Origin of the sequence: Streptomyces turgidiscabies Car8 (genome assembly GCF_000331005.1) — a bacterium.
Classification (GTDB): Bacteria; Actinomycetota; Actinomycetes; order Streptomycetales; family Streptomycetaceae; genus Streptomyces; species Streptomyces turgidiscabies.
The window spans coordinates 21,630-41,469 of record NZ_AEJB01000515.1 but is presented as its reverse complement, the minus strand read 5'-3'; the positions used below and the strand labels follow the sequence as shown (position 1 = coordinate 41,469).

General features: G+C 69.2%; 14 protein-coding genes and 3 pseudogenes. 7 read left to right on the top strand and 10 right to left on the bottom strand.

Going from position 1 to position 19,840, the window contains the following annotated elements:
- Window positions 1–20 precede the first annotated feature (20 nt).
- From STRTUCAR8_RS37820 to STRTUCAR8_RS37810, 3 genes and pseudogenes are all read left to right on the top strand, one after another.
- Window positions 21–734, top strand: a pseudogene (locus STRTUCAR8_RS37820) (DNRLRE domain-containing protein); the annotation flags it as partial.
- Between the two features lie 159 nt (window positions 735–893).
- Window positions 894–1,490, top strand: a complete 597-nt coding sequence (locus tag STRTUCAR8_RS37815; protein WP_006381605.1) for a Uma2 family endonuclease — start codon at window positions 894–896, stop codon at window positions 1,488–1,490.
- 124 nt (window positions 1,491–1,614) lie between these two features.
- Window positions 1,615–2,022 carry a VOC family protein gene (locus tag STRTUCAR8_RS37810; RefSeq protein ID WP_006381582.1) on the top strand — a complete coding sequence of 136 codons (408 nt, stop codon included), beginning with the start codon at window positions 1,615–1,617 and terminating at the stop codon, window positions 2,020–2,022.
- Here the strand turns inward: STRTUCAR8_RS37810 and STRTUCAR8_RS37805 are convergent.
- Window positions 2,017–2,676, bottom strand: coding sequence for a Uma2 family endonuclease (locus STRTUCAR8_RS37805; RefSeq protein WP_006381593.1), 660 nt, complete (start codon window positions 2,674–2,676; stop codon window positions 2,017–2,019). The genes STRTUCAR8_RS37810 and STRTUCAR8_RS37805 overlap by 6 nt on opposite strands.
- Before the next feature lie 169 nt (window positions 2,677–2,845).
- Between STRTUCAR8_RS37805 and STRTUCAR8_RS54785 the strand changes: the two are divergent.
- From STRTUCAR8_RS54785 to STRTUCAR8_RS37790, 3 genes and pseudogenes are all read left to right on the top strand, one after another.
- Window positions 2,846–3,252: pseudogene (locus STRTUCAR8_RS54785) on the top strand (hypothetical protein).
- A gap of 14 nt (window positions 3,253–3,266) precedes the next feature.
- The gene (locus STRTUCAR8_RS37795) at window positions 3,267–3,794 is read left to right on the top strand and encodes a thiol-disulfide oxidoreductase DCC family protein (protein WP_006381587.1); all 528 of its coding nucleotides are present in this window, start codon (window positions 3,267–3,269) and stop codon (window positions 3,792–3,794) included.
- A gap of 9 nt (window positions 3,795–3,803) precedes the next feature.
- Window positions 3,804–4,589, top strand: a complete 786-nt coding sequence (locus STRTUCAR8_RS37790) for a TetR family transcriptional regulator (protein ID WP_006381615.1) — start codon at window positions 3,804–3,806, stop codon at window positions 4,587–4,589.
- A 17-nt stretch (window positions 4,590–4,606) separates the two neighbouring features.
- Here the strand turns inward: STRTUCAR8_RS37790 and STRTUCAR8_RS37785 are convergent.
- From STRTUCAR8_RS37785 to STRTUCAR8_RS37765, 6 genes and pseudogenes are all read right to left on the bottom strand, one after another.
- A pseudogene (locus STRTUCAR8_RS37785) lies at window positions 4,607–5,012 on the bottom strand (ATP-binding protein).
- Between the two features lie 95 nt (window positions 5,013–5,107).
- The gene (locus STRTUCAR8_RS37780) at window positions 5,108–6,664 is read right to left on the bottom strand and encodes an ABC transporter substrate-binding protein (RefSeq protein WP_006381601.1); all 1,557 of its coding nucleotides are present in this window, start codon (window positions 6,662–6,664) and stop codon (window positions 5,108–5,110) included.
- Between the two features lie 404 nt (window positions 6,665–7,068).
- Window positions 7,069–7,236, bottom strand: coding sequence for a hypothetical protein (locus tag STRTUCAR8_RS52965; RefSeq protein WP_006381609.1), 168 nt, complete (start codon window positions 7,234–7,236; stop codon window positions 7,069–7,071).
- Window positions 7,237–7,291: 55 nt separating this feature from the next.
- Window positions 7,292–13,558: a DNRLRE domain-containing protein gene (locus STRTUCAR8_RS55265; RefSeq protein ID WP_006381574.1), complete on the bottom strand. Its 6,267-nt coding sequence runs from the start codon at window positions 13,556–13,558 to the stop codon at window positions 7,292–7,294.
- 325 nt (window positions 13,559–13,883) lie between these two features.
- Window positions 13,884–15,191, bottom strand: coding sequence for a metallophosphoesterase (locus STRTUCAR8_RS37770; RefSeq protein WP_006381602.1), 1,308 nt, complete (start codon window positions 15,189–15,191; stop codon window positions 13,884–13,886).
- Between the two features lie 79 nt (window positions 15,192–15,270).
- Window positions 15,271–15,513, bottom strand: coding sequence for an SCO4848 family membrane protein (locus STRTUCAR8_RS37765; RefSeq protein WP_044473570.1), 243 nt, complete (start codon window positions 15,511–15,513; stop codon window positions 15,271–15,273).
- A gap of 91 nt (window positions 15,514–15,604) precedes the next feature.
- Between STRTUCAR8_RS37765 and STRTUCAR8_RS37760 the strand changes: the two genes are divergently transcribed.
- A complete protein-coding gene (locus STRTUCAR8_RS37760) occupies window positions 15,605–16,915 on the top strand; it encodes a D-alanyl-D-alanine carboxypeptidase family protein (protein WP_044473564.1) in 1,311 nt (436 codons plus the stop codon).
- Here STRTUCAR8_RS37760 and STRTUCAR8_RS37755 read toward each other — a convergent pair.
- The 3 genes from STRTUCAR8_RS37755 to trpS all read right to left on the bottom strand — a co-directional run bounded on the left by STRTUCAR8_RS37755 (window position 16,912) and on the right by trpS (window position 19,662).
- Window positions 16,912–17,856, bottom strand: a complete 945-nt coding sequence (locus STRTUCAR8_RS37755) for a YihY/virulence factor BrkB family protein (protein WP_006381579.1) — start codon at window positions 17,854–17,856, stop codon at window positions 16,912–16,914. The genes STRTUCAR8_RS37760 and STRTUCAR8_RS37755 overlap by 4 nt on opposite strands.
- Window positions 17,857–17,895: 39 nt before the next feature.
- Window positions 17,896–18,474, bottom strand: coding sequence for a 2'-5' RNA ligase family protein (locus STRTUCAR8_RS37750; protein WP_006381614.1), 579 nt, complete (start codon window positions 18,472–18,474; stop codon window positions 17,896–17,898).
- A 174-nt stretch (window positions 18,475–18,648) separates the two neighbouring features.
- Window positions 18,649–19,662, bottom strand: a complete 1,014-nt coding sequence (gene trpS, locus STRTUCAR8_RS37745; RefSeq protein WP_044473569.1) for a tryptophan--tRNA ligase — start codon at window positions 19,660–19,662, stop codon at window positions 18,649–18,651.
- Between the last annotated feature and the right edge of the window lie 178 nt (window positions 19,663–19,840).

Genomic DNA, 19,840 nt, shown 5'->3' with positions numbered 1-19,840 from the left:
GCCACCAACACGCACATGAGCATTTCAAGGGTGCCCTGATCACGCACAACGGTGACATCTACGGCGGAGACGGCCTCCAGGACCTCGTCGTGCGCCTGGGCCAGCGGCTGTGGGTGTACCCCGGGGACGGGTACGGCGCCGTCAACTTCGACAAGCGCGTCGAGATCCTGCTGCCCGACGGCGCGCCGAGTCCCTCTGTCCTCACCCAGATCATGTCCGCGGGCGACGCCACGGGTGACGGCCGGACCGACTTCTTCGCCACCATCGGCGACGAGCTGTGGGTCCTCACCGGCTATAACGGGGCCACCATCGACCAGGCGACCCAGCTCTGGCCCTCCGGCTGGAAGGGTCGTGACCTCGTCACCGTTCAGGACGTCAGTGGCGACGGTGTGACGGACATCGTCTTCCGCGAGGACGCCACGGCCAAGCTGCGGCTCCGCAAGGGCATCGCGGCCACGGGCGGCGGAGTCGACATGAACTCGTTGGCCAGCGGCGGCGGTTCGTCCGGCGGCACCGACACCGAATACGCACCCGCCGGCTGGGACAGGGCCAGCATGCTCCATGTGCTCGGCACCCCGGACGTCAACGGCGACAGCGTGCCCGACCTCTGGGCCATCCGCGCGGACGGCTCCGTCCGCTTCTACGCCGGCGGCAAGGCGACGGTGGTCCCGGGTTCCGGACGCGAGATCCTCCCGGCGAGGGACTACTGGAAGAACCGGATCGCTGTGGGCTGAGCAGCCGCACTCGTACGACACCGGCGGGCCCCGTTTCCCCAGGAAACGGGGCTCCCGTGCGCGTCGGCCACACGATCGGGTGACCAAATGTGATCAGGACACCCACGTCCTGACCGGCCTACGATGATGGCCTCGACACCAGCCCCCAGGAGGCACGCGATGGCCGCAGCTTCCGTCGAGCGGCCCCACGGAGACCGGTCGTTGATCGCGGAGGCGAACCGTCTCATGGAGCGTAACCCGGGCTGCCGCGTCGAGATCATCGGAGGCCTGATCCTTGCGTCCCCGCCGCCGGACGGCCCGCACGCCGATGCCCTGACCAGTCTCACTGTGCCCTTTCTGACAGCAGGACTGCACGGGACGGAATCACGTGTGCTCCAGGGGATCGGGCTGTGGCTCCCGACTGGTGCCGAGGACTACGCGATCCCCGACCTCTCGGTGGTGGACGGCGACTACCGGGACCGCCATGTCGAAAGCGGCTGTTACGACCCGGTCTGTTTCCGCCTCGTCCTGGAAGTCACCTCCAGCAACTGGAAGGCCGACCTGCAGACCAAGGTCGCCGCGTACGCCGACGCCAGGGTGCCCGTCTACGTCGTCGTCGACCGCAAGCACCAGCGCCTCCACGTGCTCACCCACCCCGAGGGCAGCACGTATGCCACCCACCGTGTCCACGCCCCCGGTGAACTCGTCGCCCTCCCCGACTCCGTCGGCGCCAAGGTCACCCTCGATGTGGCGGAGATCCTCGACGCCGGGCAGTAGAAGCGGGCTGCCTGATCAGCAAGCACATCCTGGTCAGCGCACCCTGACCACCGCCCGGCCACCGCCCCCCGTTCGCCTCACACGCCTCCCCCGATTCCGCCGACCATCCCCTTACCCTGACGCCATGTCAGATGACGAGTCGTACGAGCTGCTCGGGTTCGACAACGTGCTGCTGCCTGTCGGGGATCTCGGGGAGGCGGTCGACTTCTACGAGCGGGCCGGGTTCGGTGTCAACGCTCGGCTCGACGAGGCCGGGATCGCCGTGTTGAAGGTGGGCGCCGAGACCCCTGGTCTCTTGCTGCGTGTCGAGGAGGCGCTCGGGCACCGGTCGCCGCCGTGGGCTTCGCCCCGGATCTGGCTGGAGGTGCCGGACGCCAAGGCCGCGTTCCGTGCCATGTCCGCGGCCGGGATCACCCCGCTCGACGCCCCGCTCTCCGTGGCCACGGGCTGGACCGTCGAGATCGCCGATCCGTGGGGCAACGTCATCGGGTTCACGGACTACACGAAGCGGCCGGAGCTGGCACGTTCATGAGCCCGGCCGGCGGTTGACCGCCGTCAGGTCGATCTCGATCCCGTACGGCACCGCGACCTTCAGGCGGTCGCGGAAGACGCCGGTGAGCGCGTACGTCTTCGTGGCCGGGTCGCGCTCGTAGACGTACACAACCGGCAGGCCCTCCTCTGCGTCCGGCTCGACCCGCCAGAAGTGCGGGACTCCTGCCGCCGCGTACTTGCGGGGCTTGACCTCGCGGTCGCGTTCCAGCGTGTCGGCGGCGACGACTTCGACGGCAAGGGCGACGCCCTCCGGTTCGTACCAGGTCTGGTCCGGGCCGGTGTTCGCGGATTCCGGTACGACTATGACGTCCGGTTCGGGGCGGTTGCGGGCGTCCAGCTTCACGGTCATCTGCCGTACGACATCCAGCCCGGGCGGTGCCCGCTCCAGGAGGGTCCGCTCAAGCAGGCGCAGCGTGCGGGCGTGGAAGCGCGTCTGCGGGCTCACGAAGACGAGGACTCCGTCGAGCAGCTCCGTGCGCCGTGGGAGGTCGGGAACGCGGTCGAGATCGTCCGCCGTCCAGCCCTCCGGGGGCGGGATCGGCCACCGGTACGGCGGTTCCGCGTCGAACCAGTCTTCCCACCCTTCCCTCTCTTCCTGCTCCTCCTGCCCTTCCCGCTCGTCTCGCGCGCTCACACCCTCTCCCCCTTCGACTTCTTCAGGCAGCGCCACGTCCTCGGAACAACGCTGCCAGCTCAGCCCAGTTACCGCTTGAACGTGTTCAAAAATAGGTCTACAGTCTTCCCCGTAAGCACTTTTGAACGCGTTCAAGTCGTTCAAGGAGTACGGGGACAAGGACGAAGACATGGACCTCACAGTCGTCGCATACGTCGTCTACCTGCTGGTCAGCATCGGGTTGACCGTCTGGGTGGCGCGCACCCTCAGCAGCAATGGGCGGGTCTTCATCGCCGATGTGCTGCGGGGGAACGAGAAGCTCGCCGATGCCGTCAACCATCTGCTCGTCGTCGGCTTCTATCTCGTCAACCTCGGGTTCGTCGCCCTCTATCTGAGCGGGGACGGGGACATCGGCACCACCCGGGAGGTGTTCGAGGCGCTCTCGACCAAGCTCGGGGTCGTGCTGCTGGTGCTCGGTGTCATGCATCTCGCCAACGTGTTCGTGCTCAGCAAGATCCGTCGGCGCGGTGTATGGAGCGGGAGCAGGTGCCGCCCGTCGCGCCGCAGGGCTGGGTCGCCCCCACGACCGGGGCGTGAGCGCGATGAGCCACATGAACGCGGTGGGGTCGGGGGACACCATCGCCCGAGCGGACCGGGATGCCACGGGGGGCGTCCCGGTCCGCCGGCTCACCGTCCTGTACGACGCCGACTGCGGCCTGTGCACCTTCGTGCGCGGCTGGCTCGTACGGCAGCCGCAGTTGGTGCCGCTGGACATGGTTCCGGCTGGTTCGCCGCGGGCTCGGGAGCTCTTCCCCGGCCTCGATCACGCCGCCACCCTCGACGACATCACCGTCGTCGGGGACTCCGGGCAGGTCTATCGCGGCACCGGTGCCTGGGTCGTCGTGCTGTGGGCGTTGCGTGAGTACCGGCCGCTCGCCCATCGGTTCGCCACCCCGGCCGGGGCCCGGCTGGCCAAGGGTGCCGTGCTCGCCGCCGCCAAGTGGCGCGGCAGCCAGTGGGGCACCGGCAGGAGTGGGCGCCCGGTGTACCGGCAGGCGGACGGGTGGTCGTACGACCCGCGGTTCGGGTGGGTCCACAGGCCGCCCGGCTGTGACAGCGGCACCTGCTCCACTGGTTAGGCTCGTGCCGTGCCAGCAGCGAAAGACAGCCCCGAGTCGCCCGAGTCCGCCGAGCCCTCCGCTCGTACTCCCGCCAAGAGTGAGCAGACCCGTGCGCTGATCCTGGACACGGCCATGCGGCTGTTCAAGGAGCGCGGGTACGAGAAGACGACCATGCGGGCCATCGCTCAGGAGGCCGGCGTCTCCGTCGGCAACGCGTACTACTACTTCGCCGGCAAGGAGCATCTGATCCAGGGCTTCTACGACCAGCTCGCCCGCGACTACCAGGTGGTCGCGCGGGAGGTCCTGGACCGGGAGACCGACCTGGAGGCCCGGCTCGCCGGGGTGCACCGGGCCTGGCTCGATGTCGCCGCGCCCTACCACGAGTTCGCCGTGCAGTTCTTCAAGACCGCCGCCGACCCGAACAGTCCGCTCAGCCCCTTCTCCCCCGAGTCGGAACACGCGCGCACGCAGGCCATCGAGGTGCACCGGGAGGTGCTCGCCGGGTCGAAGGCCAAGGTTCCGGAGGAACTCCGGGACATCCTGCCCGAGTTGATGTGGCTGTCCCAGATGGGCATGGTCATGTACTGGATCTACGACCGTACGGAGGGCCGTGAGCGCACCTACCGGCTCGCCGGGCGCGGCGCCCGCCTCACCGCGCGCGGAGTGACCCTGGCCCGTTTCCGGGTGCTGCGCCCGCTGGTCCGAGAGGTCCACGACCTGTTCAGCGACTTCCTGCCGGGGATGACCAACGCCCTTCCCGTACCGGAGCAGGATGAAGGAACAGCTGGCAGGAAAGGCGAGTCGGCCAAGTAGGGGCGCCTCAGGCGGCGTCACCCGACCGGCGCCGTGATCAGCGCCCATACCGTCTTGCCGTGTCTCCCCCTGTTCCGTACTCCCCACGCCGCCGCGATGTTCTCGACCAGGTGGAGGCCCCGGCCGTGTTCCTCCCAGTCCCCCACCGGGCGGAGTCTGGGTGCCGTCGTGCTCTCGTCGGAGACCTCGATGAGGCAGGAGCCGTCGGAGAGTGCGGTGACGGGCGACCTCGAACTCCGGTTCCGCGAGGGGGCCGTGGCGTACGACGTTGCTCGCCAGTTCGGAGACGAGCAGGACGGCGTCCGCCAGCGCGGGGCCGTCCGCGCTGTGTCCCCAGCCGGCCAGATGGTCGCGTACCCGGCGCCGGGCGAGCGCGACGGACGAGGGGTGACGGGGAAGCCGGAAGGAGTCGCGCCTCAACACGTCCGCTTCTCACCCCGTCCGCAGCACCTTCGCCCTACCTGGTGCCGCGTCGGGTACCCGCCCAGCGCCACTTAGTCAGGGTCGGACGGTCCGCGTCAGATCCAGTCGAGGCTCCAGAGGCGGAACACCCCGGTGCCGTCCGAGAGGTACTGGCCGCCGCTGACGTCCTCGCTGCTGACCGTGTACTCCTTGCGCTGCCACAGCGGGATCACGGGCACGTCCAGGGCGATCAGTTGCTGGAGCGCGCGGAAGTCCTGGGCGGCACGGTCACGGTCCGCGTACCGGCGGCTGTCCAGGATCAGCCGGTCCACCTTCTTGTTGCTGTACTCGTTCTTCATGCTGTTGCCGGTGCCGACCAGCGGGCCGGTGAAGGTGTCCGGGTCGGGGAAGTCGGCGACCCAGCCGACGGCGTAGGCGTCCAACTTCCCTGCCGCGTACCGCTTCTGGTAGTCGGTCCACTCGTAGCCCCTGACGGTGACGTCGAACAGGCCGCCCTTCTCCAACTGGGTCTTGAGGAGGGTCGCCTCCTCGGCGGCGGCGCCGCGCCCCTTGGCGTAGCCGTAGGTGAAGCGGACGGGGAGCTTCACGCCTGCCTCGGTGAGCAGGTCGCGGGCCTGGGTGACGCTGGGCTCGGGGTAGTCGTCGAAGAACGAGGTGGTGTGGCCGGTGAGGCCTGCCGGGATGAGGGAGTAGAGGGGCTCGGCCGTCCCCTTGTAGACCGTGGCGGCGAGTTCCTCCCGGTTGACCAGCCAGGCCAGGGCGCGGCGGACGGACGGGTCGTGGAGGGGGGAGTCCGCGCGGAGGTTGAGGACGAGGTTGCGGGTCTCGGCGCTGTCGTTCTCGATGACCTGCCGGCCGGGGTCGCTGGGCGAGAGGCCGGCGAGGACGGCGGGCGGCAGCTGACGGGTGGCGACGTCGATCGCCTTGGCCTTCCACGCCTTGTCGAGCGCCGGCGGATCGGCGTAGTAGCGCAGGCGGATGGGGCGGCCGATGCTCTTCACGGCGCCCTTGTAGCGGTCGTTGGGTTCGAGGAGCGCCTGCTTCTCGTTCGTATACGTCTCGAGGACGTACGGTCCGGTGCCGTCGGCGCCGTTGTCGGTGCGCAGGCCGTTCTTGGGGTAACGCTCGTGGTCGACGATCGCACCGGCTCCGGTGGCCACCTTGAACGGGAAGGTGGCGTCGGGCGAGTTGAGGTGGAAGGTGACCGTCAGGTTCCTGGCGTCGACCGAGGCGAGGGTGCCGAGCAGGGAGGCGGGGCCGACGTCGGAGTTGATGCGCTTGACGCGGTCGAAGGAGAACTTCACGTCCTCGGCGGTCATCTTCCGGCCGCTCGGAAAGGTGAGGTCGTCGCGCAGGACACAGACGTAGGTGCGCAGGTCGGAGCCCTTGAAGTCACAGCTCTTCGCCGCGTCCTCGATGGGGGCCGTGCCGTCCGCCCGGTAGGTCAGCAGGGTCTGGAAGACGTTGCTGAACAGGGCCCAGGAGCCGGCGTCGTAGGCGCCGGCCGGGTCGAGGGAGGTCACGGCGTCGGTGGTGCCGACGGTGATCGTCCTGCCGTGGTCGGTCCGCGACGGCATGAGCTGCCAGGCGACCGCGCCCGCGGCTGTCACAACGAGCAGCGCCGCGAGAATCCGTACGCGTACCGAGCGCATCGGTGTGTGCCCTCCCCAGGCCCCCTGCCACGGCGACTCGCCTGTGGCGGTGATCACCTAAGCACAGGTGTTTCGTGTGGGGAAGGGACTTCCTGCGAGATGGGAAAGACGTTACCGACGATCTGTTGCCGGTGGATTTCAGACCCGGCCGCTGCTCGGCCGGGGCCGTCGGCACCTGGCGCTCCAGTGTGCCCGCAATCGCCCAACTCGCCCCGCTGTCAAGGCGTTTCAAGCTGGGACCGTACGGCTTCGGCCAGATCCGGGAGACCTTTCCGTACGCCGGCTCCCTGGGTCGGCGTACGGATCCACGCGGCCGTGGACCAACGCCGACTGCCGGCTCCGCGGGGTGCGCGGAGCCGGCAGTGGTGGTTCGCCGGTGGTCGGTGACGGCCTCCCGGTTGGATCTACTTCCCCCTGATACGCCGTATCAGCAGGGCGAGCAGGATTCCGGCAACCGCCCCCGACACTCCCCAGGCGATGCTGGGAGTGCCGTCATTGAGGGTGTAGCCGATCGCGCACGCCGCCAAGAAGACGGCGAGTGCCAGAATTCCCCCGAACTGTCGGGTCCGCATCTTCACTCCTGGATTCCCGCGTGGCTGGTGAACTACTGGGCGTGTGCGGTCTTGGCTACTTGAACCGGAATCCACAGTTGCTGTTGGTGCACTTCGCTCCCCACGACGGCTTGAACCAGCCGCCGACAGGGCCGTACTTCACACCGTAGTGCATGGTCATTTTGAAGCGTTCCTGGAAGCCGCAGACCGGAGTGATCTTGGCCAGGCAGACCTGGCCCTTACCGTTGGCCCTCCAGTTCGTGTAGAAGCCCCCGCTGGAGCTTTCGTACGGCGAATTGAGGTTGAGTGACCAGCCGAGGACCGAGGCCGCTCCGTTCATGTCGTCCTCGGAGGAGCCCCTCGAACTCTTGATGGTTCCGTTGCTTCTGACACAGACCTGGACGTGCATGGCGATGGTGGCGATCTGGATCTTCACGCCGCCCTCGTAGACCTTGTAGCTCTTGTTGAAGGTCTTGCAGCCGGCGGTCATCGCGCCCGAGAGGTCGGACTTGTTGACCGGGTCGGCGCACGCGTAGTCGTAGCCGGAGCAGCTTCCGCCGGTCACCGGGTCCGTGCTCAGGAAGCGTCCGGTCTCCGACGAGTAGAGGCGGACACCCATGAGGGTCATGCCGCTCACGGTGTCGGCGGAGCGCTGCATACCGCCGAGCCAGCCATAGGCCGAGGACTGTGCACTGGCGCCGGCGCTCTTGCCGTACTCGTCGTAGTGGCTGACGGTCGCGGCCGCCGTGTCGAGGGCCAGCGTGACGGAGACGTCCCCGTGCAGGTTGAGCATCTGCAGGGTGGTGCCGCCGTTCGCCGTGGTGACAGCGGCGAGTTGCCCCAGAGGATCGGACACGTAGCGTCTGACGGTGCCGTCGGACCGCTTGATCCAGGCAGGGTTGTCCGAGGCGTCGCCGTAGTGGTTGGTGGTGACGGTTCCGTCGGTCCAGGTGCCGTCGGTGGTCCGGCTCGCGTCGGTGGCCACGGCGGTTCGTGACGCCGCGTCAAGCGACCACGTCTTGCGTTCGGTGCCGACGGTCTCCGCGCGGACGAGATCATTGTTGTAGTACGACAGGCTCGTCGTACCGGTCACCGTGGTGCGCCCGAAGGCGTCGTACGACGTGCCGTCCGCGATCAGGCGGCTCGCGCTGTCGTACACATAGGAACTGGTCTGGCTGGTCCTGTCGTCGGTGCTGCTGTCGCAGTCGTCCGAGGAGGAGGTCAGGGATGTTCGGTTGCTGCTCGCGTCGAAGGCGTAGGACCGGGTCGTGCAGCCGGTGGCCGACTGGTCCCCGGCCGTGACCAGGCGTCCGAGTGTGTCGTAGGACGTCTCCGTCCGGATCGTGCCGCCTGCGGTCTGGGCGTGGGTGACCTGCCTCCCGTGGACCGTGGTGTCGGCCGAGTCCGACAGAACGGTGTTGTTGGCGGAGTCGGTGTACTCGCGGGTCGTCACGTCACCGGAGGGATCCGTGGTGATGGCGAGCTTGTAGTTCCCGGGCAGCGTCTCGGCGGTCAGAGTGCCGTCCGCGTCGTAGGTGCCGGTGAAGGTTCCCGCGACCGAGTCGGTCAGGGTCTTGGTGTTGCCCGCCGCGTCGTAGGTGTAACTCACGTTGGACGGGGCCGAGTCGGTGGTCTTCACCACCCGGTCGAGGATGTCGTAGGCCGTGGTCCTGGTGTTGCCCGCGCCGTCGGCGTACGAGATCTGGCGGCCGAGGGCGTCAAAGGTGTACGCGATGGTCTGGCCGTTGGCGGACTGCGTGGCGATCCGTCCGCTGGCTGGGTCGTAGGTCACGGTGGATGTGCCGACCGACGTGCCCAGACCGCCGGAGACCGAGCCCGCGACGATGCGTCCGGCGGTGTCCGAGGTGCGCGAGACGGTGCGGGTCACGCTGTTGGCGGTCTCCACCGTCTGGACCATGTTGCCCCGACGGTCGTACGTGTAGACCGTGGTGACGGCTTCGGTGGGATTGCTTCCGCCGCCGGTGATGGAGGCCGCCGGCGCGGTCCTGCACAGCATGCCTGCCCACTCGCGACGGGCGCCGCAGGTGCCGGACCCGTCAGCGGTGTAGTACGTGTAGTTCAGCGTGGCGGCGTCGGAGCCCGTGGCCCCTGCGGGTCGGGTCGTCGCCACCCGCCCCGCGTCGTCGTACGTCGTCACGGTGCTGGTGGTGTCGCCGCCTGCGGTGGCCTTCGTTCTGCCTGTCGACCAGTCGTACGTGGTGGTCGAGGTGACCGTGTCGGCGTCGGATCCGTAGCCGGTGATCGAGGCGCCGGTGACGGTCGAGGTGACCAGGTCGGAGACCGCCGCGTCGCTCGGCCGGTTCTCGTCGTAGGCGTAGGTCGTGTGTTCCCGGGCCGGCACGACCGTCCCGGCCGCCAGGGTGGACTCGCTGGTGGAACCGGTGAGTTCCTTGGCGAGGGCGACCTGGTGCAGCGGACCGTACTCGTCGGTGAGGTGCTGCCCGTCCGCCGAATACGTCGAGGTGGTGGCGAGTTGCTCGGCCCGCTCCGCGGTCGACAGGTCGCTCAGCCCGCTCAGGCCCTGGGACGTCAGCGCGTCGGCGCCGCCGAGGGCGAGTTCTCGGTTGGCAGCCGTCAGTTCGCTGACGACGTTGCCGTATTCGTCGTGTTCCGCCGTGGTGATCGCACCGCCGGGACCGGCGATGTTGGTCTCCTCGCCGCCGACACCGATGTACGTGATCGTGGCCCGGGCGTACTGGTCCGCGGTCAGGTCGTTGCCTGTGCTGGAGGCTGGGACGGAGTCGGCGGGGAAGATCGCCGTCGCGTCCGTCGGCGCCACGTCCTGCGCCCAGGTGGCGACCGCGGTGGTGTCCATCGCGTGCGGGGCCTTGGCGCCGGTGAGCGGTACGTCGTAGACGACGGTGGTGGCCGCTGTGCCGGAGGTGGTGCTGGCGGAGCCCTGGGCGAGCGCCGGGCGTGAGGCGTTGAGCAGCATGCCCGTGCCCGAGGTCAGCGCGGAGCCGGCCTTGCCGTACGCAAGGGTCCAGGGCAGCTCCCCCGGCTCGGTGAGGGTCTGGATGCGGCCGTCGGAGTCGTAGGTGTACTGCATCTTCACCGCGGGACTGATCCGCGGGTCCCACACCTGGCGCAGCTGGCCGGAGGCGTTGTACGCGTAGGAGGCGATCGTCTCGGCCGTGGAAGCGGAGGCGTCGGGGGTGGTGGCCCACAGGTTGACCGACGCGACCTGGCCCGCGTAGTTGCCGAGCGCGCCGGCGGTGGCGGTGGTGGCCGTCGCGTAGACGTACTCCAGGACGCGGCAGCCCTTGGTGGCCGGGGTGGCCTGGCAGGTGGCCGCGGTGACCGCGCTGGTCGGCGAGATCACGTATTTGGGACGGGCCAGCGTCTTGCCGTTGACCGTCACGGGCTCCGAGACGGTGACGACCTTGGAGTCGTCCACCGCGGTCGCGCTGGAGGACAGCGTCCACGTCGGGGAGGCATCGGCGGCCTTGGCGAACACGGTCACGTTCGCGCTCGTGTCGGTGAGCGTGAACGCGGATCCGCTGAGGCTGCCGGTCAGGGTCAGGGACTCGGCCCCGGTCTGCGGCTTCCAGCCGCCACCGCTGGTCGCGGTGAAGGCGATCGCGCTGCCGTCCGCGGAGAGCAGCTCGACGGATGTGCCGGATGTCTTGCGGAGCTGGGTGAAGCCGCTGCCTTCGGCGCCCACGGACGGGGTCCAGCCGGGACCGAAGACCTGGGCCTGGCCCTCGATGTCTGTGTCGTTGGCGCGCGAGGAGTACGTACGGCCCACGCTCGCGGAGAAGGCGGAGGCGTCGGTGGCCGAGAGGGTGTAGTCACCGGTGAGCTCGTTGACCTCGCCGGGGCCGACCTGGGCGGTGGGGGCGGTGCCCGCGTCCCGGTCCAGGGTGACGTCGGTGGTCTGCGAGTAGCCGGTGGTGGTGCCGTTGGTGAAGGCGGCCCGCAGCTGGATGACGCCGTCCTCGGACAGCGAGTTGACGGTGTTCCAGACCAGCTTGGTGGCGGTGCCGCTGGTGACGGCGACCGGCCAGGCGGACACGGCCGCGCCGGCGGCGGTCACGTCACCGACGGGCACGGTGTGCCAGGTGTCGGTCTCGCCGCGCCGGTACTGCCAGGTCACCCCGGTGTAGGTGGTGAGGCCCTTGGCGGCGAGGGTCAGCCGGCGGGCGGTGGTGTCACCGTCCAACGGGGAGAGGATCGCGGCCCCGTCGGCGCCGACTCCGAACGAGTAGGCGGTAGTCGCTGTCGACAGGTTGCCGCCGGAGTCGATGGTGCGCGCGTACAGCGTGTGCCAGCCGTTGGCCGGGTTGATGCTGACGGTCTGCGTGTCGCCGCCGGTGCCGTTGGTGGTGTCGAGCTTCTTGTTCGGCAGGGACGCGTCGTCCAGGCCCCACTGGAAGCCGGCCCCGTCGGTGGCGGCGGTGGCGAGGGTGCAGTTCACGGCGGCGGAGGCCTTCGCGGTCCAGCCGTTCTGCGTGTACGTGTCGCAGGTGACGGTCGGCGCGGCCGGCTTGGCCGTGTTCAGCACGAACGTCGTGTAGCCCGACCACGATCCGAAGTCGGTGCCGTCGTAGGCGCGGGCCCGGTAACGCAGATGGCTGCCGGCCGGGAACGCGGACGCCGTCGGGATCGCGAGGGTCGAGGTGCTGCCCGAGGCCACCGTCTTGCCGTACGCCGTGTACGCGTACGTCGTGTCCGCGTACGCCGGGTCGGCCGTGATCTCGTACTGCGCCTGGGAGTTGGAGCCGTCCGGGTCGGTCACCTTCGACGAGATGGTCGGGGTGAGCGAGGTGACGTACCGCTTGCCGTTGTAGGCGTTGACCTGCGAGGGCGCGACGGCCGTCGAACTGGGCACCGCCGGGTACGAGTTGTAGGTCACCGTCAGGTGGGGCTCGGTGGAGCCGTCGCCGGAGACGTAGTTGGCGGAGCGGTAGCGGCGCCAGGTGGTGGAGTCGGTCTCCGAGGCGCCTGCGATCCGCACGCCCTGGTTGGTGGCACCGTCCGCCCACGCCTGCACGATGGCGTCGATGTCGAAGTTGACCGTGCCGGCCGGGCAGCTGGTGCTGTAGCCGAGCGCCGCCTTGTTGGTGGCGGCGCCGGTGGCGGTGGTGGCGGGCTGGGCGGCCCAGGTGATGTCGGCCGACGTCCAGGTCCCGGTGATCCGCCGTACCTCGGTGCCCGCGCCGGTGGTGTCACAGGTCGAGGAGTAGTACGAGTACAGGGCGAGGTTCGTGTCGGTGATGTGCTTGCCCTTGAACGGGGCGACATCGAACTTCATGTACGAGCGGGCCTTGGTGGTCCCCGCGTCGTACGAACCCGACTTCAGCTCCTCCGAGGAGACCTGCGAGTCGGTGTAGTTGGTGGCCACCCAGGTGTCCGTGGTCACCGCGAGGGTGGAGGTCGGGTCGACGGTGACGGGGTACGTCAGCTTGTTCTTCGTGAAGTAGCCGGCGTCCGGGGTGAGAACGAGGGTCTGTGCCCCGTCCTCGGCCGTCTCGACCTTCGTGGCGACCCTGGCCTGATGCTTCGACTCGCCGGACCTGCGGTCCTTGGAGGAGTCCCACATCATGGGCGCGGGCGCCTCCGCGACCAGCTTTCCGGCCTTGTCCTTCAGGAGCAGGTGACCGGATTCGGCCACCGACAGCTCAAGTCCCTTGAGCCGCATGGGTATCCGGTACTCCAGCGGACCGGTGGGCGCCTTGTCCAGGATCACGTTCTGGCTGAAGCCCTGCGACAGCGCGGTGACCGTCAGCCTCTCGCCGTCACGGAGTGCGTAGGAGGCGGTGTCGTCCTTCACGGACGGCGTCGGAAGCTTCGACTCCCAGCCCATCCCGAACGACCGCGCGCCCTTGGTCACCGACGCGAGCGCGGTGTCCCCGCCGTCGGAGACCGCGATGTCCGCCGCCGCCACGTCGGGCTCCAGCGACGCCCCCGCGTCCGACAGCGAGGTGTCGATGTCGCGCCAGGTGCCGTCCACCTTCTGCCGGATCGGCGCCGCGTACGTCGACGTCTGCAACTGCCCGTTCGGCAGCGCGTACGTCGTCGACGACGCCGAACGCTCCGACAGCACCTCGATCTTCCGGCCCTGCAGACGGGCCATCAGCAGCGCCGCCGCAGTCGAATCGGCCGTCGACGCAGCCGACTTGGCCGACTTGGCGGCCGTCGACGTCACCTTCGCGGTGCCGGAGTCGGCGGCCGCGAAGGCCTGGCCCGAGCTCAGCGACACCAGTGCGGCTTCGGCCGCGAGCACGGCCGCCACCGCCAGCGCGGTCCGCCGCAGCGATGTCCCGGTTGTTCTGTCCCGCCCCCGTGAGGCAGGGAAGACACGTCTTCCCTTGAGTCCCATGCACACTCCTGTGATCGCGCCCCGACACCTCTTGCGTCCTGAGCGGGGCTGATCAAAGCAGGGATGTGTAAAGAGTTCTCCATGGCTTCACCACTCGTAGCCCACAGTGATCCTCAGATCCTCCTCAATAGCCTTGACTTGAATTCGATCAACAAGTTTCGGCCACACGGAAGATGACCCTCCGTTGAGTGTTCCCTGTGGGACTAATTCGACAAATGGGACACCTCGGACCCGAGCCCGACGAGCGGACCCCGGACTCACGGGTCGCGCCGGAGGTTCCGGCGACCGCGAAGCTTTATCGACCCGTGATCTTCACTGGGTGTGATCAGGCATGTCCGGACGCCAGTTCCACGACCGTGATGTCCGACGGCGCCCCCACTCGCGTGGGCGGGCCCCAGGCGCCGGCGCCCCGGGAGACGTACAACTGCGTGTCGCCGTACCGTTCCAGCCCCGCGAGGGTGGGGTTGGCGAGGTCGGCGACGAAGTTGCCGGGCCACAGCTGGCCGCCATGGGTGTGGCCGGAGAGCTGGAGGTCCACGCCGTGTTCGACGGCGTCGTGGATCTGCACCGGCTGGTGGGCCAGCAGCACGCTCGCCCGTGAGGTGTCCCGGTCACCGAGCGCCTTGGTGAAGTCGGGGCCCTGGCCCTCGCTCTCCCCGGCGATGTCGTTGACACCGGCGAGGTCGAAGGCGGGCAGTTCGACGCGGGCGTTCTCCAGCGGGCGCAGACCGAGCCGCCGTACCTCCTCGACCCACTGTTCGGCGCCGGAGAAGTACTCGTGGTTCCCGGTCACGAAGAACGCCCCGTGCCGTGCCCGGAGCCCGGCGAGAGGGGCGGCGGCCGGGCCGAGGTCCTTGACGCTGCCGTCGACCAGGTCACCGACGACGGCGATCAGATCGGGCTGCGTCGAGTTGATCGTGTCGACGACCTTCTGCGCGAAACCCCGGCCGAGGACGGGCCCGAGGTGGATGTCGCTGACGACGGCGATCCTGAACCCGTGGGCGCCGCGCGGGAGTTTGGCCAGCGGCACGGTGACGCGCTTCACGCGGGGGCCGCGCAGGACGCCGTACGTGCCGTAGCCGACGGTCCCGGCGGCCACGGCGGCGGCCGAACCGGCGACCACCCGGGAGACGAAGAGACGCCGGGAGGGGGCGGCGAGGAGACGGGGTGAGTCGGAGGTGCCGGGGATGGTGCCCGCCGTGTCGGGGGTGTCGGGGGCCCCCTTGGCGGCCTCCGGGGTCTCGGGAGCACCCGCCGGTACGGTCTCCGTCTTCCGGAGCTGCAGGGGCGGTACGGGAGCCCGGGCCGCCCCGCGCCGCTCCAGGAAGCGGCGCAGCAGTGGCCGTACGAACTCGCCCGCGATCAGGGCCAGCCCCAGATACATGAACAGGGCGAGCCACAGGAAGCCCGGCCAGGCCAGTGTGCGCTGGAGCCAGAAGGGCGCGCCGCCGCGCTCGGCGGCCAGGGCCGCGACCATCATGACGGGCAGCGCGACGAACACCACCGTGCCGGCCCGGCGGGCGGGTCCGGGGCCAGCTGTCGTGTCGCGCACCAGACGGCGCCAGACGTACCAGTGCAGGCCGACAAGAGCGGCGAGGGCCGCGAGCCCGGCGAGGAGAAAGACGATGACCATGCGGGTGTGTCTCCCGTTGTTGCGGGTGTGGCACCCGTTGTCGCGGGTGTGTCTCGCGTTGTCAGGGGTGGGTCTCGCGCTATGAGGTCTGGCGCAAAGCGCGAAGCCCGCGCAACCCGATGCCCCCGACGACCGTCCCCAATACGAAGGAGACGACCGCGAGCACCAGATGCACCCAGAAGTACGCCGTCGGGGTGCCCGCGTCGTCGAACGCGAGCCCGCTGCCGTCCTTGACCAGATTCTTGATGAAAGTGACCCAGATGACCCAGCTCCACACCCCGAAGGCGAGCAGGAACCAGGAGACGGGGCGGCTGAGCTTCATGAGGCCAGTATCGCCGCCGTCCTCCGGGTCCTTCGGCCGGGGTGGGCAGGGCGGTACGACTTCCCGGGCCGGTACATGTACGTTCTCGTTCGTGTCCGCCTCGAAAAAGACCGCCAAGCGCTCCTTGCTGGTCACCTCCGCCACCCTGTTGTCCGCCGCGCTGATCGCGCCCGTACCGGCGTTCGCGGCTCCCAAGCCCACGCCGAGTGCCACGCCCTCGGTGACTCCCCCGGCGAGGATGTCGAGCGTGGGCGGGGCGCGGCTCGGCCTGGCCGGGACGCAGGTGAACCTCTCAGACGGCGTGCCGGTGATCCCCAAGGACATCAGCGCCCGCTCCTGGATCGTCTCGGACGCCGAGTCCGGGGATGTGCTCGCCTCCCACAACGCGCACTGGCGGCTGCCCCCGGCCAGCACGCTGAAGATGCTGTTCGCCGACACCGTGCTGCCCAAGTTCCCGAGGACGCTGAAGCACAAGGTCGCGCCCACCGATCTGGCGGACGTCGGCGCCGGGTCCAGCATGGTCGGCATAAAGGAGAAGGAGACGTACACGGTCCACGACCTGTGGCTCGGTGTCTTCCTGCGCTCCGGCAACGACGCGGTGCACGTGCTGTCCCACATGAACGGTGGCGTCGAGGCCACCGTCAAGGAGATGAACGAGCACGCCGAGGAGCTCCAGGCCCTCGACACGAACGTGGTCAGCCCGGACGGCTACGACGAGAAGGGGCAGGTGTCGTCGGCGTACGACCTGACGCTGTTCGCGCGTTCGGGGCTGCAGAAGAAGGACTTCCGCGAGTACTGCTCGACGGTTTCGGCCAAGTTCCCGGGCGAGACGAAGAAGAACAAGAAGGGCAAGCTGGTCCGCGGGTCCTTCGAGATCCAGAACACCAACCGGCTGCTCGCCGGTGACTCGGACATCTCCGTGTACCAGGGCATCGCGGGGGTGAAGAACGGCAACACCACCAACGCGGGCGCGACCTTCACGGGGGTCGCCGAGCGGGGTGGCAAGGTGCTGCTGGTCACCGTCATGAACCCGGAGAAGTCCGAGCACAACGAGGTCTACAAGGAGACCGCCCAGCTGCTCGACTGGGGCTTCCGGGCCGCCGGAAAGGTGCAGCCGGTGGGCGAGCTGGTGGCGCCCAAGGGTGCGACGGGGGCGACCACGCCCGCGAACTCCGGCGACGACTCAGGAGAGGCGGGGGGCGGCTCCGGCGACGGTTCCGCCACGGGCGGCTCCTCCGCGTCACCGGTCGCGAACGCGTCCACCGCGTCCGGCTCCGACGGGCGCGGGATGGGCGTCGCGCTCGGGATCGCCGGGGGTGTGCTGGTACTGCTGGCGGGCGGCGCGTTCCTGATCAACCGCCGCTGGCCCCTGCCGGAACTGGTACGACGCCGCCAGCGTTAGGCTCCGCCGCCCGGACCCCCTTCGCGCTGAACGCGCTCGTCCTCAAACGCCGGACGGGCTGGGGGCGCGGGCGACTCAGCCTCCTCAGGCGCCCCGGACCCACCCGTCGCCGTCCACGACGCGCAGAACAGCACCAGCTTCGACGTCAGGTTGATCCACAGCAGCAGAGCCACAGGGACGCCGAACGCGCCGTACATACTCTTCGCCGCCACGCCCTGCATATAGCCGCTCAGCAGCAGCTTCAGCAGCTCGAACCCCGCCGCGCCCATCAGCGCGGCGACGACCAGCCGACGCCGGGTCGGCTCCACCCCGGGCAGCAGGGTGAGGACGTACAGGAGGAGCAGGAAGTCCGCGCATACGGCGACGGCGAACGCGGCGAGGCGCAGCAGCACCGCACCCCAGCCGGCCTCGTCGATGCCGAGCCCCCGTGCCGCCCAGCCGACCGCCGCCGAGGCGACGGCGGACGCGGCGATCGTGACGAGGACGGCCCCGCCGAGCCCGACCAGCACACCGGTGTCCTTGACCTTGCGCAGGACGGGGTTCCCCTCGTCCTCGGGCACCTCCCACACCGCCCGCAGACACTCCCGCATCGAGCCGACCCAGCCGATGCCGGTGAACAGCAGCACGGCGCCGGCGATCACCCCGATCGTGCCGGCGTTCTGGACGAGACCGTCGATGTCCAGCTGCTCGGAGATGCCGGGCACCTGCTCGGAGAGCTTGTCCTGCAGCTCGTTCTGCCGACTGGTGCTGAGCGTGGCGGCGGCGATCGCGGCGGCCACGGTGAGCAGCGGGAACAGTGCGACGAAGCTGATGAAGGTCATCGCCGCGGCGAGACGCGACCACTTCACCCGGTCGAGGCGCTCGTACGACCGCCATACGTGTGTGGCGGTCAGACGGACGACGATCGGTCCGACGCCGGGGAGCTTCTTCAGCCAGTCCATGGTGACCTTGTACCCTGCGGGCGCCGGATCCTCGTGGTCCTACCTGGTCGGAAGGGGGCCGCGCTCCACATGGGCGGCCTGCGGCGGTACGAGGGTCCCGCCGAAGGTGAACTCGCGCAGCTTGCGCCACACCGCGTCGGGCCCCTGCTCGTAGAGCGCGAAGCCGGTGCAGGGCCAGGCGGCCTCGTAGTCGGCGAGTTCCGCGTAGGCGCGGTCCATCGCCTCCTCGGAGATGCTGTGCGCGACCGTCACATGCGGGTGGTACGGGAACTGCAGTTCGCGCGCCACAGGTCCGGAGGCGTCCCTGACCTGCTTCTGCAGCCAGGTGCAGGCCTCCGCGCCCTCGACGATCTGGACGAACACGACGGGCGACACGGGCCGGAAGGTGCCGGTGCCGGAGAGCCGCAGCGGGAACGGCCGGCCCGCCGCGGCGACCTCGACGAGGTGTGCCTTGATGGCGGGGAGCGCGGCGGAGTCGACTTCCGTGGGCGGCAACAGGGTGACGTGGGTGGGGATACCGTGAGCAGCGGCGTCGCCGAAGCCCGCGCGCCGCTCCTGGAGCTGGCTGCCGTGGGGCTCCGGGACCGCGATCGACACACCGATCGTTACGGTCCCCACGTCGTCTCCTGTTCGTAGTCTCGGTGTTGCTCATATCGGCTGTTGCTCGTACCGGTCGGCTATCGACTGTACGGCCACGGCGTGTCTGCGGGCAGGCGCAACCGTAGTGATGTGCAGCGCTCTCGTGCCGCTTCGTGCGCCGTGCGGTGGTACAGGTACCCAGGCGACTGCGGATCAGTGCTTGGCGGGCAGGAAGCCGACTTTTCCGTAGGCCTGGGCGAGGGTCTCCGCGGCGACGGCCCGTGCCTTCTCCGCGCCCTTGGCGAGGATCGAGTCGAGCGTCTCCGGGTCGTCCAGATACTGCTGGGTGCGCTCCCGGAACGGCGTCACGAAGTCGACCACGACGTCGGCGAGGTCCACCTTCAGCGCACCGTAGCCCTTGCCCTCGTATTTCCGCTCAAGTTCGGCGATGTCCGTGCCGGTGAGGGTGGAGTGGATGCCGAGGAGATTGCTGATGCCGGGCTTCTCCTCGCGGTCGAAGCGGATCACTGTGTCCGTGTCCGTGACCGCGCTCTTGACCTTCTTGGCGGTGGTCTTCGGGTCGTCGAGGAGGTTGATGAGGCCCTTGGGCGTGGACGCCGACTTGCTCATCTTGATCGACGGGTCCTGAAGGTCGTAGATCTTCGCCGTCTCCTTCAGGATGTACGGCTTCGGGATCGTGAAGGTCTCGCCGAAGCGGCCGTTGAAGCGCTCGGCGAGGTCACGGGTCAGCTCGATGTGCTGACGCTGGTCCTCGCCGACCGGCACCTCGTGCGCCTGGTAGAGCAGGATGTCGGCGACCTGGAGGATCGGGTACGTGAACAGCCCGACGCTCGCCCGGTCGGCACCCTGCTTGGCGGACTTGTCCTTGAACTGGGTCATCCGGGACGCCTCGCCGAAGCCGGTGAGGCAGTTCATGATCCAGGCGAGCTGGGCGTGCTCTGGGACATGGCTCTGGATGAACAGCGTGCAGCGGTCCGGGTCGAGCCCCGCGGCGAGGAGCTGGGCGGCGGCCAGCCGGGTGTTGGCCGTGAGCTCCTTCGGGTCCTGCGGGAGCGTGATCGCGTGCAGGTCGACGACCATGTAGAACGCGTCGTGGGACTCCTGCAGGGCCACCCACTGGCGTACGGCGCCGAGGTAGTTGCCGAGGTGGAACGAGCCTGCGGTGGGCTGGATTCCAGAGAGCACGCGGGGACGGTCAGAGGCCATGTTCACCATTCTCTCAGGTCTCGGGGCCCGGTCCGGTACGGGTTCGGACACGGGTCGACCACCGATCGGAAACAGCGTCGGACAATGAGACGAGGAACACAGTCGGAACACGGCCGGAAAACAGTTCGGACGGCGGTGTGGCGGGATGGGGGGAGGCGCTGTGCGCAGGATGCGTAGC

What these genes read in the sequence shown, in the direction of transcription:
- STRTUCAR8_RS37815 (WP_006381605.1), top strand. Translation starts at nt 894, where the DNA reads ATGGCCGCAGCTTCCGTCGAGCGGCCCCACGGAGACCGGTCGTTGATC.
- STRTUCAR8_RS37810 (WP_006381582.1), top strand. Translation starts at nt 1,615, where the DNA reads ATGTCAGATGACGAGTCGTACGAGCTGCTCGGGTTCGACAACGTGCTG.
- STRTUCAR8_RS37795 (WP_006381587.1), top strand. Translation starts at nt 3,267, where the DNA reads ATGAACGCGGTGGGGTCGGGGGACACCATCGCCCGAGCGGACCGGGAT.
- STRTUCAR8_RS37780 (WP_006381601.1), bottom strand. Translation starts at nt 6,664, where the DNA reads ATGCGCTCGGTACGCGTACGGATTCTCGCGGCGCTGCTCGTTGTGACA.
- STRTUCAR8_RS52965 (WP_006381609.1), bottom strand. Translation starts at nt 7,236, where the DNA reads ATGCGGACCCGACAGTTCGGGGGAATTCTGGCACTCGCCGTCTTCTTG.
- STRTUCAR8_RS55265 (WP_006381574.1), bottom strand. Translation starts at nt 13,558, where the DNA reads ATGGGACTCAAGGGAAGACGTGTCTTCCCTGCCTCACGGGGGCGGGAC.
- STRTUCAR8_RS37770 (WP_006381602.1), bottom strand. Translation starts at nt 15,191, where the DNA reads ATGGTCATCGTCTTTCTCCTCGCCGGGCTCGCGGCCCTCGCCGCTCTT.
- STRTUCAR8_RS37765 (WP_044473570.1), bottom strand. Translation starts at nt 15,513, where the DNA reads ATGAAGCTCAGCCGCCCCGTCTCCTGGTTCCTGCTCGCCTTCGGGGTG.
- STRTUCAR8_RS37755 (WP_006381579.1), bottom strand. Translation starts at nt 17,856, where the DNA reads ATGGACTGGCTGAAGAAGCTCCCCGGCGTCGGACCGATCGTCGTCCGT.
- trpS (WP_044473569.1), bottom strand. Translation starts at nt 19,662, where the DNA reads ATGGCCTCTGACCGTCCCCGCGTGCTCTCTGGAATCCAGCCCACCGCA.